The organism is Kosakonia sp. 1610 (genome assembly GCF_050435845.1).
Classification (GTDB): Bacteria; Pseudomonadota; Gammaproteobacteria; order Enterobacterales; family Enterobacteriaceae; genus Kosakonia; species Kosakonia cowanii.
Window position 1 is genome coordinate 67136 of the sequence record NZ_JBNDKZ010000008.1, and the last position, 13504, is coordinate 80639.

Sequence of the window (13504 nt, forward strand, 5' to 3'; positions counted from 1 at the left end):
CTACCTCCGCGTGACGGGCCTCCGGTAATAATGACCCGGGTAGAGTGACGGTGATGAGCCTGGGACATATTTAAACGTCCGGTACTGGGCTGTCGCATTCCAGTAAGCGGCGCCATATGGCGTTTGCAGATACCACCATGACGCCTGGCTGACAGGCACATCGCCAGTTGAGACCGACACAGAGCCCTCAGAGGCGCTGGAAATGCGCCCGACCAGGCCAGATGGCTTTTGACCACCCACCCCGGAATTGAGCGCTCCAATGTGAGCGACGAGCATGTTCAGATAAACAGCCCGCACAGCATCATCCTGTACGGGACTGCAATCTGTGTTATCAAGGTAGACCGTTGCCTCAACGAAATACGCATTCAGCAGCGTGTCACTTACCGTGTCAAACTCGGGGTAACGCTCACGGAATGCGTTAATGTCGAAAACAACGATCGCCATGATTACTTACCGTCCGCTTTCTCGATGCCCGGCGCTGGCTTATCCTGCGGCAGACCTTCGAGGCCAGTTTTAACGCCGGCATTCTCGTTCGCTTTGGATTGCGCGCTGTTGGCCTTGGCCTGAGCGAATACCAGTTCGTTTTTGACGTACAACTGGTTTTTATGCACTTCCAGCCACTTCTCAAAGGCGTCTTTATCGACGCCTTCCGTCAGGCCGTAGCCGCCAACCACATTGGATGAGTTAGCGCCATTCAGCGTTACGGTGTAGCCATCCTGCTCAACAACCAGGCCGTTAGGAAGCTTGCAGCCTACAACGATAGTTTCTGCCATTTGTTACACCCCGATCATGCTGGCGATAGCCAGAGGTTGACGAATGATTGCACCCCAGGTGCCACCTGATTTTTTCTGCTTCCAGCTGGACTCTTCGACCACAACTGCGTGCGCGCGCATCTTTTCAGTGAACGCAGCGTAAGCGGTGTCGGTTTCGCCAAGCTTGTCGGCGATGAGCTGAACCATCTCGCCAGCGTCAGTGGAGTACTCGACGGCGGTTTCGATCTTCAGGTTCGGGAAGTTTTTCTTCAGCAAGTCCGACACGTTCACGTTGTACATGTTGGTCTTGGTCAGGTTCACTTCTGCGGTCGGAGACATAGCCAGCGTCATCGGCGAATCACGCTCGATCAGGCCTTTGGTCTGTGCAACCAGTTGGCCATACAGCTTGGCGATGTCGTCATAGACAGCCTGGCCGTCTTTAGTTGACCAGGTTACCGCGCCGGCAGTGCCTGTGGCATTAGGCGTAATTGCTGCCGGCAGAGACGGATCGTTCAACAGGCCGTAGTTCTGCAGGCCCTGAATGCCGTAGAAGTAGCTCTTGTTCTGGAACTTGTTCAGTACCAGAGCAGAAGCAACGTTCAGCTCTGCGGCGTAACCGATACGCGCTGCGCCGTACATATCCAGCTCACGCTCACCCCAGCGGGTGTGGGTCTGGTAGTGGTAGGACTGACGCGGGACCCAGTTGACGTTAGCAGCGGTCATGCCGTTGTTATTGAAGTCGCCATAGGAGCTGGTTTCACCTGCGCTTTCAACTACCGGAAACTGAGCAGTCAGCGTAGTCCAGTCACCTTTTTTCACTTCACCGATGATTTGCGCGGCTTTCATCGGGGTTACCAGGATGCGGATCAGCTCCGGGTCAACGTAGTTGGTGAAGTAGGCCGGGATGCCAGCGCTGCCGGTGGTGACCATGGTCGGCTGCGCATCCATCGCCAGTGCGAAGTTTTCCGCAAATTCCGGCTTCAGGTAGTCTTTCGCGCCCGGCAGGACAATGCCGTATTTACCGCTCGCCGCGGCATAGTGTTTCTGAAATTCGTTCATTACTTGCTCCAGGTGCTGATTTTGACCAGTTCGCCTGCATCGCAAGCGCTACCAGCAAAGAAAGGCGTTTCGACTGCGCCGGAAATGGTTGCTCCAGCAGCGCCAGTTTTAATGGTGCCATCAGCCAGTACGGCGAAGATTTTCTGACCGCGAGTTGCAGCAGTGGCAGTGCGCGCCCAGAAGTCGCCAGCAACCATCAATGTGACTTCACGTCCGACCTGGATAACGTTGGATGCAGCGCCCAGCCATTCGGTGATGACTGCCTGACCGTCGCGATGGACGAACCCGGACGGCGCACCAGTGCCGGTGTTGGTTGCTACGCCATTAACCGCCCACGCAAATCGACCGATTGTCAGGCCGCCGGTGCCAGCAACCAGCGCCGCTTCACCTGCGAGAAAGGTTGCGTGTGGGTTGGTGCTCGCAAAGCCACCTTCGACGCCGGGAGCCGGGTATTGATTAATTACACTCTGAAAAGGCATCTTAGAACCCTCGTTTCAGTTTGCCAGCGGTCGGGAAAGCCTTCTCGAAGTCGCCGAATGATGCGGAATCCTGCGCGATGACAGGGCGTTGATTTTCTTTCTGGCTGATTGCCATCTTGACCATTGACGGGAAGGCCGACGGGTGAACGCCCTCGATATCCACGCCAGTCTGCTCAAGAGCAGTGCGATAGACATCATCAGCGGAGTCCATGGCTACCACGTCGCCAATCAGCGGGCGAACAGCCTGCTCTGCTTCACGCACGGCGCGGAAGTTTTCTGCGGCTTTCCGGGTTGCTGCATCAGCTGCGAGGCGGATAGCGGCATCCATTGCTGGTTTGTCCACTTTGTCTTTCTCTTTTTTGTCGTCTTTATCGTCGTCTTTGTCTTCGTCCATCGCAGCAGCGGGAGCGAGAGAAGCGGCGATTTTGGCGATCACTTCTTCAGAGACGCCTGCTTCACGCAGCAGAGAGATGATCGCCTCTTCATCACTGTCGCCGGTGACTTTCACTTCTTCTTCCGGCTCGACGGCCTGCTCCGATGCTTCGATGATTTCGACCAGTTCTTCCGGTTCGATTTCCATGTCAGCAGCGAGACGAGATTTGCAGAGTTTCGCCACTGCCTGCGCAATCGCCATAGGCTTTTTGTTTGCGTTCAGGATGGCGGTCAGTTCTTTGGGTGCGGCATCCTGAGCCAGACGCGGCTTCAGATACGCTCCCAGCGCGGCACGGATTGCGACGCCTTTGCGGTCTAACTTCATGTATTTAAGCTCCAGTGGGAGTGAATCCCCGACTACAACGTCGGGACCTGCGCGGCCGGTTTCGACCAGTGCGACGTGATTGCCAACGATGTCACGCATGACGCCGTCGTATGCTTCGCCTTCCGGTGATTCGCCGGGGGTCATGTCAGCGACGTACTGATACGACGAAGACAATTCTTTTTGCTCTTCAGTCTCGATGCCGGCGATAGCCGAGTTGTCCCAAATGGACAGGCCATTGGTCAGGTATGTGCCATCGAATGAAGCGCTTGAGTGAGTAGAGCCAACCCGGTACTCGCGCGGCGGGTCGCCGGGAAAGTCGGGGGTATGGATGCAGAGGATCGGGATGTTGTTGAAGGTTTCGGCGGCTTTCTTTAACTCTTCTGGGTCGCGGTACAACTGGTAGATTTTGTCAGGCTCAAGGCCTAACTCTTCCCACCCTGGAATCTCTCGCCCGTAGTAGGGGCAGACATTCGCCTTACTGATGTTGCTAACCGCTACCTGAAGCCTGCCGACATTATCGAGCTTGCGCACGGAGGCGCGGTCAAATGCCAACCGTTCAGTTGCTTTCATTGCTTTTACCGTTTAACGATATACAAGGCCCAAGGCAGGAACCTTACCGTTCGCAATAGCTTCGAATAACTGGCAGACGAAATCGTAGTCCCTGCCGCCATTTGGAAAATACTCCTGCATCACTACAATGGCTTTTTCCTTTTCTTCCTCAAGGTAAACGTCTTCCACTGTCATTTTGTCGCTCATATAAACCTCTAAATGATTCATTAATTTGAAATCTGGCTCGCTTTATCCTGACAACCCCGGAATGACCGGACTCCATGTGCATCGACAGTTGATTTCTTCGCCGGGCATAACCCACTTGCCGTCCAGATAAAGTCCTTTCGACAGGTCAAATCTCTGCCCGTCGGCTTTAACGTGTGATGGTCGAGGCTCTTTGCCTGCGTGAGAGTGACGCCAGATGCCTTCCGTGATGCCCAGTGACTGCTGACGTGCCGCCTGCATGACTGAGGTGGCCTTGTTGTTCTGGTCTCTGGCGATGAGTGCAGCCCGGCGACGCGTGATGCCGTATCGCTTCTCCAGCTCATCGGTGAGGTATGACAGGTCACGCCCGCGCGCCACAGATCGCATGACCAGACCTTCGACCTCGGTGAAGTACTTCTCCGGGATGGAGCGTATCAGCCCGACGTTTTCGGATATGGTGGCCTGTAGCGCGTTGTTCATCGGCGCAGTCATCTTGAACTCAACGGTGAACCCGGCGTTATCCAGCGCGTTATGCAGTGACACATCGGCGTTCTTCAGCGTGTCGCCAGCAAACCTCTCGGAGAGCTTCTGCGCGATGCTGTCGAATGCCTTTGTCCAGCGCCTTGCAAGCTTCCGCATGGCATCACGCATGAATACTGCCGGAGATGCGTCCATTGCCACCGCTGCGCCGCTCGCTTTGTAGTTAGCTGACAGCCAGTAGACAACGGACTTCTGCATCTTCCTGACCTGATTATCAAGCTGACGCCGGTACCAGGCCTCAACGCCAGCGTTAGGCCTTATCGGGCGGGTCGTCTTCATTGTCGATGTCGTCGACTTCTTCTTCGATTTCGATGTCATCGCTCAGGTCCAGTGAGTGGTAAGGGCTGTCGGGGTCAGCAGCAATCTTCTCCCTGACCTCATTGTTTGTGAGAGCGCCTGTCGTGACATACACCGCGTCAGTGTCAGCATCCATCTTGCGAATCTCTGCGCGCTCTTTCTCGCTCATCTCGTACAGCGGCTCAAACTCGAAGTAGATGTCCGGGTCGATGTCGCCAAACTCAGAGAGTTGAATGATGTCCAGCACACGCTTGAGGTTGTCTTTGAAGATGGATTGCTGAAGGGCGTGAATGTAGTCGTAGAAGACACGAATCTCGCCCTCTGAAGAGGCATTCAGCCCGCTGGGAGTAATCCCTGCATATTTGACCAATGGCTCGCTGGAGGGTACGCAGAGCTGCTCAAACGCCTGCGCCTGAAGTGCATCAAGGCCGCCAAGTGGGGCACTGATGAACTCGGCTTTCTCGGGCTGCTGGGCGTCGTTGTCTACAGCGAATGCTCCACGGTTATCGCGGCACTGATTGAACATCTGGAGGCGATTGATAAGCGATTCAGCCCCACCCCCCTGCAATACCGTGCTCATGTTGGTTGAAAGCACCGGGATGGTAAAAGAGTGGATCAGGTCGCTAATGCTATCTCGCGTGCGCAACCAGTTGTTGACGTACGGTTCTGCAATTTGCGTCAGGCTCAACCCACGGAAGTTGTAGGCCGCCTTGAGCAGGTCAGGCACCTCACGCGATACGAAGTCCAGCATGCGGCTGGCATTCACCGTCTTCGCCATCACAAACCATTCTGTTGGTTTGTAGAAGTCGGGACTCATCGGGTTGTCGGTGTTATAGACACCAGGGTAAGTCCAGACCGGCTCAATGACGGTGAATCCGTTAAGCGATCCTTTCGTAATTTTCTTGTCGGAGATGAAGAGCTTCGACTGCAGCTCAACCGAGTCCGTCCAAGCGGAGACATTTCTCGCCGACTTCACATCGATGTAAATCTGCCCACCACCAAAGTAACCGTCGTGCTCTGCGGCCTCGCGAAACTTCTCTTTGACGCGGAACTTCTCCATCGCAGCGTAGAGCTGGCGAACGCGATCTGCTTTATCGTCATCACCGATTGTTTTGAGTTTCACCCACTTGCGGGTCATCTCTTCGGCGATGGTTCCGACCATCTTGCGATATTCAGGCTTCTGCGCCAGCGTGGCGAGATAGGGATAGCCAGGGAAGCTGTCAGGGTATCCGTAGGTGTAACCCATGTAGGCGTTGTTCAGGGTGTCGTATGGAGTCGCGTCCATAGCGAGGATGCCCTTCTCAATGCTCTCAGGGATGACGCCTTTGGGTGGTACGTACTGCGCAAACTCTCTCGGCGGCTTCGGGGTGATTTGTGCGACCGATTCGGCCTTAATCTTCATCTGCGCCTTCTCAGGCTCTTTCACCGGCTCAGGCGCGGCGACTTGTTTCTTTTTAAACGGCCACACTTAAATTCTCCTGAGTTGGCTCGGGTCGATGACCATCGGCTGGCGACCAGAAATGAGGTTGTCGTCAATGGCATCCATCCAGGTATCGAGGATGTCGTCATTGTCGTGACTGTCGTCAGCTGAGAACGCAGCGCATTCGGTCATGGCGGTGATAACCCATGAGGTTGTGCCGGCGATGGTGCCGTCTTCGTAACGGGTGTGAAGCACTGCTGCGCCGTTGGCATCATGCGTGGCTGGCACGTAAACCTTGCCGGTCTTTATCTGCGGAATAACGTTAAGGCAGCGAACCAGTTTGTTCTGACCTGCGCCACGGGGAATCTCTTTAACCGGGATGCTGTTGCGCTTTTTGAGCGTAGTGATGAGGCCCTGTCCGGCCTGCTTCTCTTCAATTGCCATGTGACGCATTGGCATGATTCGAAGCGATCCCTGCATGCGCCATCTCTCCCAAACCTCTTCGGCTTTCTTCAGGAGGTCTTCCGGGTCCCAGCGCCCGCGCACGACATCGATGATGTAAAGGTTGCCGTCAACGCCCATCCCCACAAGCGTGAACACGGTGTAGTCGAGCCAGTCCTCTACCTTGCCGCTGTTGGTATCAACGTATACGGCGCGATGAGTGAGTTTTGGTAGCGTGGTGTATGTCTGGAACCAGTCTGTTTCGATAATGCCGCCGGTGAGCGCCATTGGGTTCTGCTGGTACTGCGACAGGAATGTGTAACGGTCACGCTCCCACAGGGCGACGAGGTCGTTCACATCCTCCATCTGCGGCCAGTATGACCAGTAGCGCGTACCGGAGACCTCAACCGACTCGGTGTCTTTAACCGTTTCCCAGCACAGTGAGCCCCATGGCTCGGGCAGGGACTGAATGTATTTTTCGTCAATCAACGCAGGTATAGCGACGTGATGGAAATCAACGCCCATGCCGCCTGACAGCATGAAGCCGGTTGCGTCGTCAGTGTGCAGGCGCTGCTGAATGCTCACGAATGGCGTCGGGTGGTCTTTCGACTTATCACCACGACGAGAGCGGATGGTGTTCACCAGAAGCGTGTTAGCGCTATTCCGCTTGGTCTCGCTGAGCATGTCGACCGGCTTGTTGTAGTCATCCAGCATAACCATGCCGGAGAACTCGGGCCCGAAGTAGCCGCCACGACCACCGGTGATTTGCCCGTTGCTGGAGCGCGATACTGTCTGCCCGATTGAGCGACCGCGATCGTCTTTTATCTCCCACTCTTCAGCCTGGTTGACACCAAACGAGCAAGGCCAGAACTCCTGGTACTCTTTGCTGGCGATGATGTCGCGGGTGCGGCGCGAGTTGCGCTTAACCAGCGTGTCAGCAAAAGAGATGTTCAGGTTGCGAAAGCGCTTTAATCTCCCTTCCTGCACAAGTGCATTGACGTAGGCAGGAAAGTGAATGGAGAAGAACTCTGTCTTCGTGCCGCCGGGCGGAATGTTGATTATCAGGTTGCCTGGCTCAAGCTGTCCCGCAATCAGGTCATCAATCTTCGATGCCATCAGACGGTGATGCCAGTTAACCAGAAGCCGATCGCCCTGAATCAGTTCGAACCACAGCCGGGTGAAGTTTAGAAACGACTTGGTGGACTTTGAACGAATGATGACGCGCTCAGGGAATGATAAATCATCCCATTCGAGGATTTCGTTCATATCAGTCCAGGCCTTTTAGTTTCCCCTCAAGCTGAGATTGGGCTGCCTTGTAATCGGCGGGGGAGTAGTTCACGACTTCAATCGGCTTACCATCTTTGCCAACATGCTCGGCTTTGACATTGGTCTTGAACGCCTGAACAGTGATGTGCTCACCTACAAGCTTCAGGGCAGCGGCAGCACCTTTAGCATCGAAGCCGTAAATTGTGCGCCCTTGCTCGTCAGTTATCTCTTCGCCACGACGGTCGGTGATTGGCTCGACTTCTTGCATGCATCGCTCGTGAAGCTTAACCGCCTGGCGCAAGACGTAATCGGCATCAATCTGGACTCGCTCTAAACGCTCCTGGTTGAGTTCTGCGATACGCTTCAAGATGTCATCATTAGCCATCATCCTCGCGCCCTGGTTACGGGATGAACGTTCGCTGTATCCCGCCCTTATGGCCGCCTGAGTGGCGTTGAGGTCTTTGATGAACTCACGGGCAAACAGCTCTTGTTTGTCGGTGAGCTTTGCCATGTTATTTACTCTTTGTAGATGATGCTCTGCTCTACCCGGATGACGTGCCTTAGGTTAACAAGCACTTCAGTACCATCTTCCCGAGTGAGTGAGAAATATTCACCGGAAGCCTGACCAGCAGCGCTAACAGGCAACCGGACGAAACCGTAGTCACTATTGCCGTCGATGTAGTGAGCAATGACGGCAACCTTTTCGATTACCTTTGGCATCACATCATCCCCGCTGCTTTCAACTTCGTGATTAACGCGTTCAGGTCGGTCACCACGCCAGCAACATCAGTTGCGGTCGATGCTGCCTGGTTGGTCATTTTCTTTACACCACCAATTGCTGATGTGGTGGCAGCCGGAATTGTTACCGGGTCAGTTGGCGTCACAACTTCGATTGGGTAGCCACCGGTAGACATAGCACGCTTGGTCATTTTGGAATTTCCTGCTGGTTGGTTTGATATCCTACCGGCGATAGCCGATACCACTTAACCTCAAAACTTATATAAAGCTCTGTCAATGGCGCTTTACTGACACCATTTGCAGAATTTTATAAATCTCAATTCTTCTACCGTCGCTTGAGTGGGCGACTATGAAGGGAAATCGTATAACCTGGTATTTATCGTTTTTGACTCAGCCTGTACGCTCTTGCAGAAGGGAGAACTACAGTCATTGCTGATACAGGTGAACGGCGACGATACGGCGCGGTAATGACTGATGCGCAGCGTTTGCTCTGCTTCTCAGAAGTGCTTAGCCACTTGCTGTCGTCACAGCCATTAAGATGTGATCACCATCGTTACGGGGTTACACAAATCATTTCATCGCCCACTTACTACGGATAATCCTTTCACGAGCTAAGGGGTTAGTTACTCGCCCCAACGCGCGCCTAACTCGATTAGCGCGGGCTTCTTTTTGAAGTTGCAAATAATTTACTGGCATAAATATTTCCACCAATTAATTCAGGCACTGGGTTTTGATATATTCCTGCAGATAACCAACCTGTTTGGTCACTGTTTCGATTCGCTCTCTGAGGGTGAAATAATCCCGTTGAGCGGAGTCTGTAAGTCGGGGGCCGGAAGCATCGCCCATGCCGCCGGTGCCGGGCGTTCCTGTCGCTGGACATCTGGCGTTGAGCTGCAACCGACGCTTGCCAGTAGCAACATCGCGTTCAAGCTGATCGATAGTGGCTTTAGCATCCGCCAGTTCTCCGGTGTATTTGGCATCAAGTGCAGCAACATCACGCTGGCGGGTCTGCATGTCGGCTATTGTGTCGTTAGCCAGCTTCAGGCTGTGAGCGGCTTTATCGCGCTGGTCTTTGTAGGTGATGGCGTTGTCGTGGTAATGATTAACTGCCCAGGCGAGAGACAGAACGCTGGCGAGCAGGAGCAGAGCAGCGATAGCTTTCCAGTTAGATATCATCTTCGCTTTCCGCCAGGCACATAGAGCGTTCCATCTCTCGCCGGTTCTGCAATCCTTTCCACTTCATCCCGCCAGCGTAAACCCAGCGGCGCATTTCTTCGCACGCGCCTTCTTGATCCCCGCGGTTCAGCTTGCGGAGCAGAGTTGATTTGGAAAAGGAATCCGAACCGACGTTAAAGACGAAGCTGTAAAGCGCGGCGCGCTGGTACTCGCTCAAGGGAACTTTAACCAGGCTGTCGACAGTGCGTTTCGCTGGCTGCAGGTCTTTCCACAGCAGGCGATCGCATTCTCGGTCGGTGTATGTCTTGCCCCGTATTATGTCGCTGCCGGTATGACCGTCGCACACCGTCCACACTCCGGCGACGTCTTTGTAGGCTTCATATTTCCGGCCTTCAACACCGTCTTTACCGCCGAGAAAAATAGTGGCAATCAGCATGGCACCCCCGCCTGCTGCGCCTATTAATTTATTGCGCATACTGCTGCTCATAGGCATTTAATCATCTCCCACTTTCACAGCAGGGCCATATTTCTCCAGCGCCTTAACCTGTGCGTTAGCGACCTTGCGCTTGAAGTACCAGTTAATAAGCCCGGTCACGACGATGCCGACAATACCGGCAAGCACGCCGATGGCGCTCCATTCGTCAGGGCTCAGCTTTGTGAGGACGCCGTTCAGGATGGTTCCTCCTGAGGTGCCGAGGGCAACACCGGTTACGAGCTTGCTCATAGAAGACATTTCTCTCACCTCCGATTAAGTCGGGGTGCTGTGCGTAAGTAAAAGGGTCAGGCTCTCGGGCTGCATTTAACAACGAAGCCATCTGAAGTTGATTCCCGGAGCCTGATAATAAAAAACCCGCACAAGGCGGGAATATGAGGGTGTGGCAATGTCGGATCTGTGTCCGAAGATACCCTGGCTGGGTTTGGCTCGCCTGGCTGGATTCGAACCAGCGACCAACCGCTTAGAAGGCGGTTGCTCTTTCCTCTGAGCTACAGGCAAATTTGGTGGGCCGTGAAGGATTCGAACCTGTCTACCCTTCCCTTATGAGGGGACCGCTCATACCAAATGAGCTTCCGGCCCTGAAACGAAAAAGCCCCAGCGGGATGCTGAGGCTTCTTTTGTGCTTAATGTTGGTCTATCTCTTCTTGCCGCCGATATATTTTTGGCAGCATATCAAAGTAGACTCAAATATGGCCTAATTAATTGACTTTTGCAATACCTTGCTGCGAAAAAGTCGCCTTTTGTTGTGATCGTGTTCTCACAGTATTCAACAGAGAATCGCCGTCAAGGCGCTTAAATATGGTGCACATGGCGCGCCAGTAATCAGCATAGTTGTGGCTCCAGTTGTCCGGCTTAACGCCACAAAGCGCGGCCAGGTCTTGCTGCTGATAAACGTCACGCCCTGCCAGCTCTGCCTTAACATCCTGCGCCGCCAGCCAAATAAGTGCCTGCAGCCGTTTAATCGTCTTGCCAGCAACCTTGCGCGCACCCAGCTGCGCTTTGAACTCATCCCATGCCCACTGAGTGATCGCCACCTGGTATTCGAAACGGAGGTTTTCGCTGTAGCTCCACATCAGCCAGGCCATCTGATGCTCGTCGAGCGACATGAGCGCGCGCCGCCATGATGCGGTTCCGAACTCAACCGGGCTGACCAGGGCGATAGACGAACCTTTAGCGCGGGACTGCTGGCCGGGGATTGGCGGGCTGGACGGGTTAACCATGCGTCCGGTTGCCGGGTCGGTGATTTTCTTACGCCCACGGCTGCGCGCCGTCGCTGTGAATTGCGCGTTCTCGACAAACGCTACCAGCTGCCCTTTTGTCGCCCCGCTCAGATCTGCGGTCGCCACAATGAGCTGCTGACGGACGTATTCCAGTTGCTGACTGTTCATGCGGCTTCCTTCTGTGGCTGGTTGGTGTTGGTCTGGCTGTGCTTTGCTACTGGCGGCATGCTGGCGCGCTTAACGCTTTCTGCCTGGTACCGCATAATCTGGTCACTTGTCATTCGTCAACCCTCTCGTTCTGCCAGAGAGGGAGCGGAGACTTATCCCCGGCGCGGCGAATGCGGGACTTGGCGTTCTTCTCTATCTGAATGAGCTTCTCGATATTCTGACGGCGCTGCTTTTCTTCCCGGCGGAGATATTTCACGTTCTCCATGTAGCGAGACTCCTGGTCGCAGAGCGTCATCAAGAAGTCAAAAGGTTCGATCAACGTTTCGCACTTCCGGCAACGTAGTGTTCTGTCCTTTTCGTTCACCCAAACAGTGGAGTGCATGCACATTACCTTCCGTCCTTCCCGCTGAATAACCAGCCCATCCTGCGGGTCGTTATTCTTCGTCGGGAATGCGACAACCTTGCCCAGTTCAATTTCGGTATCTGTACTCATGCTGCCTCCTGTTTACCGGCACGACGTTTTTCAAGCTGGCGGGCTTTGCGTGTGAAAATGGATTTGATGCGCTGCAGGTATGGGATATCGAACCGGCGGGGTTCATTGTCGGATTCAATTCGCTCGACACGGTCCAGGCCGATGCGCTCAATCAGGCGTATCCGGTACTCGACAGCGTTACCGCTCAACTGCCTATTACAGCGGGTACAAGCAGAGTGGACGTTGAAAACGTTGAATTTGAGGTGTGAGGCAGCGCCGCGGGAGCGGTAATGGCTGGCGTCAATGGCGCTTCCAGTGAGGTAGTTGCTTTTGCCGACAAGTGGATTGCCACAACTGACGCATGGCTTGCCTTCATCACGGATCCGGATGTAGCGGTTAAAGGCTGATTGAGCCTCTTTATCCCACTGAGCTTTAGTCTTGAAAGACTCGCGCTTTGCTTGTTGGCGTTTGCGATCAGCTTTATCAGCTTCGTGTTTAGCCTTGATGCGCTTCGCCTCGACTTTCACCTTCTCTTTGGCTCGCAGCTCCATAGCGTAGATTGCGCCATGCTCCGGGCAGCACCAGCGGATATTGGCGTAGGCCGGAAAGAACCATTCGTTGCAAACCTTGCACTTGCGGCGAGGTAACTTATGCATGTTTTCTCCTCGCTGCCAGGCGCAGCCATTTCTGATCGACAAGACGGGCGGTGTAGCCCTTAAGGGTTGGTATTTCGGAAGGTGCAGGAGCGGCCTTGCGGCGGCGCGCGGGCATGCGGAAGATTGCGCGCTCAATGACTTTAGCGAGGGGACTGTGCATCACGCCTCCTGCTTATCGCGCAGCTGCTGGAACTCGCAACTCTGCGGGATGGTCAGGTGGCAGCCGATGTTCATCGCCCAAGCTTCAACTTTGCACAGGAAGATATACATCTCACCAGTTTCTAGATCGGAGGTATGACGAAGGGACTGAACTGAAGTCACCTCGCCGGATACGACGTCCACCCGGTCTTTGCTCTCATATCCGAGATAGGTGTGCTTCATCGCGTCCTTAACCCACTGGGGGGTGGCAAACGCTTTGCCGCGTGTAATGAGATATGCGCTTATTTCGGCATACCATAAATGTGAAATGCTATTTTGAGAGAGGCTGCGCTTCTCGCGCCACGGTTTGACCTGAAGGCGGAAGCACTGGCCTGCATCAAGCAGTGGCTGAATCTGCTGACCGATGGAGGCGAAGTTGCCACGATGAAGTTTGATGCCGTCTGCTGGCAGGTTCATACGGCCTCCTTAACGGAAACCGCAGAATGCAGAAAATCGCAGGTGCATTTCTGCATCTGTGACAAGGTGATTTGCTCGTTGTGTGTGCGCATAAACGTCCCCGTTTAGCGCAAAGGTACCGCCAGGGCTCAATCCGGCGGCATTGATATTATGGCGGGTTGATAATGGAATATCAATGTGCGAATAAGACCATACGCAA

At 54.3% G+C, this 13504-nt stretch carries 21 protein-coding genes and 2 tRNA genes; all 23 read right to left on the reverse strand.

Going from position 1 to position 13504, the window contains the following annotated elements:
* The 23 genes from ABIC80_RS18945 to ABIC80_RS19055 all read right to left on the reverse strand — a co-directional run bounded on the left by ABIC80_RS18945 (position 1) and on the right by ABIC80_RS19055 (position 13305).
* Positions 1 to 444, reverse strand: coding sequence for a DUF4054 domain-containing protein (locus tag ABIC80_RS18945; protein ID WP_429178235.1), 444 nt, complete (start codon positions 442 to 444; stop codon positions 1 to 3).
* 2 nt (positions 445 to 446) lie between these two features.
* On the reverse strand, positions 447 to 773 hold the full coding sequence (locus ABIC80_RS18950; protein WP_429178237.1) for a hypothetical protein: 327 nt from the start codon (positions 771 to 773) through the stop codon (positions 447 to 449).
* Between the two features lie 3 nt (positions 774 to 776).
* Positions 777 to 1811: a DUF2184 domain-containing protein gene (locus tag ABIC80_RS18955; RefSeq protein WP_429178239.1), complete on the reverse strand. Its 1035-nt coding sequence runs from the start codon at positions 1809 to 1811 to the stop codon at positions 777 to 779.
* Entirely contained in the window at positions 1811 to 2290 is a 480-nt protein-coding gene (locus ABIC80_RS18960) for a structural cement protein Gp24 (RefSeq protein WP_429178240.1), read from the reverse strand. Before ABIC80_RS18960 ends, ABIC80_RS18955 begins: the two co-directional genes overlap by 1 nt.
* Before the next feature lies 1 nt (position 2291).
* Entirely contained in the window at positions 2292 to 3617 is a 1326-nt protein-coding gene (locus tag ABIC80_RS18965; RefSeq protein ID WP_429178242.1) for a DUF2213 domain-containing protein, read from the reverse strand.
* 12 nt (positions 3618 to 3629) lie between these two features.
* Complete coding sequence (locus tag ABIC80_RS18970; protein ID WP_429178244.1) at positions 3630 to 3803, reverse strand: hypothetical protein; 174 nt, start codon at positions 3801 to 3803, stop codon at positions 3630 to 3632.
* 42 nt (positions 3804 to 3845) lie between these two features.
* Positions 3846 to 4538 carry a phage minor head protein gene (locus ABIC80_RS18975; RefSeq protein ID WP_429178246.1) on the reverse strand — a complete coding sequence of 231 codons (693 nt, stop codon included), beginning with the start codon at positions 4536 to 4538 and terminating at the stop codon, positions 3846 to 3848.
* A 52-nt stretch (positions 4539 to 4590) separates the two neighbouring features.
* The gene (locus ABIC80_RS18980; RefSeq protein ID WP_429178248.1) at positions 4591 to 6105 is read right to left on the reverse strand and encodes a DUF1073 domain-containing protein; all 1515 of its coding nucleotides are present in this window, start codon (positions 6103 to 6105) and stop codon (positions 4591 to 4593) included.
* Positions 6106 to 7764 carry a phage terminase large subunit gene (gene terL / locus ABIC80_RS18985; RefSeq protein ID WP_429178250.1) on the reverse strand — a complete coding sequence of 553 codons (1659 nt, stop codon included), beginning with the start codon at positions 7762 to 7764 and terminating at the stop codon, positions 6106 to 6108.
* 1 nt (position 7765) lies between these two features.
* Complete coding sequence (locus ABIC80_RS18990) at positions 7766 to 8275, reverse strand: terminase small subunit (RefSeq protein WP_429178252.1); 510 nt, start codon at positions 8273 to 8275, stop codon at positions 7766 to 7768.
* 5 nt (positions 8276 to 8280) lie between these two features.
* Complete coding sequence (locus tag ABIC80_RS18995; protein WP_429178253.1) at positions 8281 to 8484, reverse strand: hypothetical protein; 204 nt, start codon at positions 8482 to 8484, stop codon at positions 8281 to 8283.
* Entirely contained in the window at positions 8484 to 8693 is a 210-nt protein-coding gene (locus tag ABIC80_RS19000; RefSeq protein ID WP_429178255.1) for a head fiber protein, read from the reverse strand. The genes ABIC80_RS18995 and ABIC80_RS19000 overlap by 1 nt, the downstream gene beginning before the upstream one ends.
* Before the next feature lie 520 nt (positions 8694 to 9213).
* Positions 9214 to 9678 (reverse strand): lysis protein, encoded by a 465-nt coding sequence (locus ABIC80_RS19005; protein WP_429178256.1) that lies wholly within the window; start codon positions 9676 to 9678, stop codon positions 9214 to 9216.
* Entirely contained in the window at positions 9668 to 10165 is a 498-nt protein-coding gene (locus tag ABIC80_RS19010; protein ID WP_313355025.1) for a lysozyme, read from the reverse strand. The genes ABIC80_RS19005 and ABIC80_RS19010 overlap by 11 nt, the downstream gene beginning before the upstream one ends.
* Before the next feature lie 6 nt (positions 10166 to 10171).
* Positions 10172 to 10402: a class II holin family protein gene (locus ABIC80_RS19015; RefSeq protein ID WP_313355027.1), complete on the reverse strand. Its 231-nt coding sequence runs from the start codon at positions 10400 to 10402 to the stop codon at positions 10172 to 10174.
* A gap of 194 nt (positions 10403 to 10596) precedes the next feature.
* Positions 10597 to 10672 (reverse strand) — tRNA-Arg (locus ABIC80_RS19020).
* Between the two features lie 3 nt (positions 10673 to 10675).
* Positions 10676 to 10753: transfer RNA gene (locus ABIC80_RS19025), tRNA-Met, on the reverse strand.
* A 119-nt stretch (positions 10754 to 10872) separates the two neighbouring features.
* Complete coding sequence (locus ABIC80_RS19030) at positions 10873 to 11562, reverse strand: bacteriophage antitermination protein Q (protein ID WP_429178258.1); 690 nt, start codon at positions 11560 to 11562, stop codon at positions 10873 to 10875.
* Positions 11559 to 11675, reverse strand: a complete 117-nt coding sequence (locus tag ABIC80_RS19035; RefSeq protein WP_429178259.1) for a hypothetical protein — start codon at positions 11673 to 11675, stop codon at positions 11559 to 11561. The genes ABIC80_RS19030 and ABIC80_RS19035 overlap by 4 nt, the downstream gene beginning before the upstream one ends.
* Positions 11672 to 12055 carry a hypothetical protein gene (locus tag ABIC80_RS19040; protein WP_429178260.1) on the reverse strand — a complete coding sequence of 128 codons (384 nt, stop codon included), beginning with the start codon at positions 12053 to 12055 and terminating at the stop codon, positions 11672 to 11674. The genes ABIC80_RS19035 and ABIC80_RS19040 overlap by 4 nt, the downstream gene beginning before the upstream one ends.
* On the reverse strand, positions 12052 to 12690 hold the full coding sequence (locus ABIC80_RS19045; protein WP_429178262.1) for a recombination protein NinG: 639 nt from the start codon (positions 12688 to 12690) through the stop codon (positions 12052 to 12054). The genes ABIC80_RS19040 and ABIC80_RS19045 overlap by 4 nt, the downstream gene beginning before the upstream one ends.
* Positions 12683 to 12850: a NinE family protein gene (locus ABIC80_RS19050; RefSeq protein ID WP_047740632.1), complete on the reverse strand. Its 168-nt coding sequence runs from the start codon at positions 12848 to 12850 to the stop codon at positions 12683 to 12685. Before ABIC80_RS19050 ends, ABIC80_RS19045 begins: the two co-directional genes overlap by 8 nt.
* Entirely contained in the window at positions 12850 to 13305 is a 456-nt protein-coding gene (locus ABIC80_RS19055) for a YbcN family protein (RefSeq protein WP_429178264.1), read from the reverse strand. The genes ABIC80_RS19050 and ABIC80_RS19055 overlap by 1 nt, the downstream gene beginning before the upstream one ends.
* Between the last annotated feature and the right edge of the window lie 199 nt (positions 13306 to 13504).

Excerpts from the sequence above, each read along its gene's own strand:
- ABIC80_RS18955 (WP_429178239.1), bottom strand. The coding sequence starts at position 1,811 with ATGAACGAATTTCAGAAACACTATGCCGCGGCGAGCGGTAAATACGGC.
- ABIC80_RS19030 (WP_429178258.1), bottom strand. The coding sequence starts at position 11,562 with ATGAACAGTCAGCAACTGGAATACGTCCGTCAGCAGCTCATTGTGGCG.
- ABIC80_RS19010 (WP_313355025.1), bottom strand. The coding sequence starts at position 10,165 with ATGAGCAGCAGTATGCGCAATAAATTAATAGGCGCAGCAGGCGGGGGT.
- ABIC80_RS19000 (WP_429178255.1), bottom strand. The coding sequence starts at position 8,693 with ATGACCAAGCGTGCTATGTCTACCGGTGGCTACCCAATCGAAGTTGTG.
- ABIC80_RS19050 (WP_047740632.1), bottom strand. The coding sequence starts at position 12,850 with ATGCACAGTCCCCTCGCTAAAGTCATTGAGCGCGCAATCTTCCGCATG.
- ABIC80_RS18990 (WP_429178252.1), bottom strand. The coding sequence starts at position 8,275 with ATGGCAAAGCTCACCGACAAACAAGAGCTGTTTGCCCGTGAGTTCATC.
- ABIC80_RS19045 (WP_429178262.1), bottom strand. The coding sequence starts at position 12,690 with ATGCATAAGTTACCTCGCCGCAAGTGCAAGGTTTGCAACGAATGGTTC.
- ABIC80_RS19015 (WP_313355027.1), bottom strand. The coding sequence starts at position 10,402 with ATGAGCAAGCTCGTAACCGGTGTTGCCCTCGGCACCTCAGGAGGAACC.
- ABIC80_RS19005 (WP_429178256.1), bottom strand. The coding sequence starts at position 9,678 with ATGATATCTAACTGGAAAGCTATCGCTGCTCTGCTCCTGCTCGCCAGC.
- terL (WP_429178250.1), bottom strand. The coding sequence starts at position 7,764 with ATGAACGAAATCCTCGAATGGGATGATTTATCATTCCCTGAGCGCGTC.
- ABIC80_RS19055 (WP_429178264.1), bottom strand. The coding sequence starts at position 13,305 with ATGAACCTGCCAGCAGACGGCATCAAACTTCATCGTGGCAACTTCGCC.
- ABIC80_RS18960 (WP_429178240.1), bottom strand. The coding sequence starts at position 2,290 with ATGCCTTTTCAGAGTGTAATTAATCAATACCCGGCTCCCGGCGTCGAA.
- ABIC80_RS18975 (WP_429178246.1), bottom strand. The coding sequence starts at position 4,538 with ATGCAGAAGTCCGTTGTCTACTGGCTGTCAGCTAACTACAAAGCGAGC.
- ABIC80_RS18970 (WP_429178244.1), bottom strand. The coding sequence starts at position 3,803 with ATGAGCGACAAAATGACAGTGGAAGACGTTTACCTTGAGGAAGAAAAG.
- ABIC80_RS19035 (WP_429178259.1), bottom strand. The coding sequence starts at position 11,675 with ATGACAAGTGACCAGATTATGCGGTACCAGGCAGAAAGCGTTAAGCGC.
- ABIC80_RS18945 (WP_429178235.1), bottom strand. The coding sequence starts at position 444 with ATGGCGATCGTTGTTTTCGACATTAACGCATTCCGTGAGCGTTACCCC.
- ABIC80_RS18995 (WP_429178253.1), bottom strand. The coding sequence starts at position 8,484 with ATGCCAAAGGTAATCGAAAAGGTTGCCGTCATTGCTCACTACATCGAC.
- ABIC80_RS18950 (WP_429178237.1), bottom strand. The coding sequence starts at position 773 with ATGGCAGAAACTATCGTTGTAGGCTGCAAGCTTCCTAACGGCCTGGTT.
- ABIC80_RS19040 (WP_429178260.1), bottom strand. The coding sequence starts at position 12,055 with ATGAGTACAGATACCGAAATTGAACTGGGCAAGGTTGTCGCATTCCCG.
- ABIC80_RS18965 (WP_429178242.1), bottom strand. The coding sequence starts at position 3,617 with ATGAAAGCAACTGAACGGTTGGCATTTGACCGCGCCTCCGTGCGCAAG.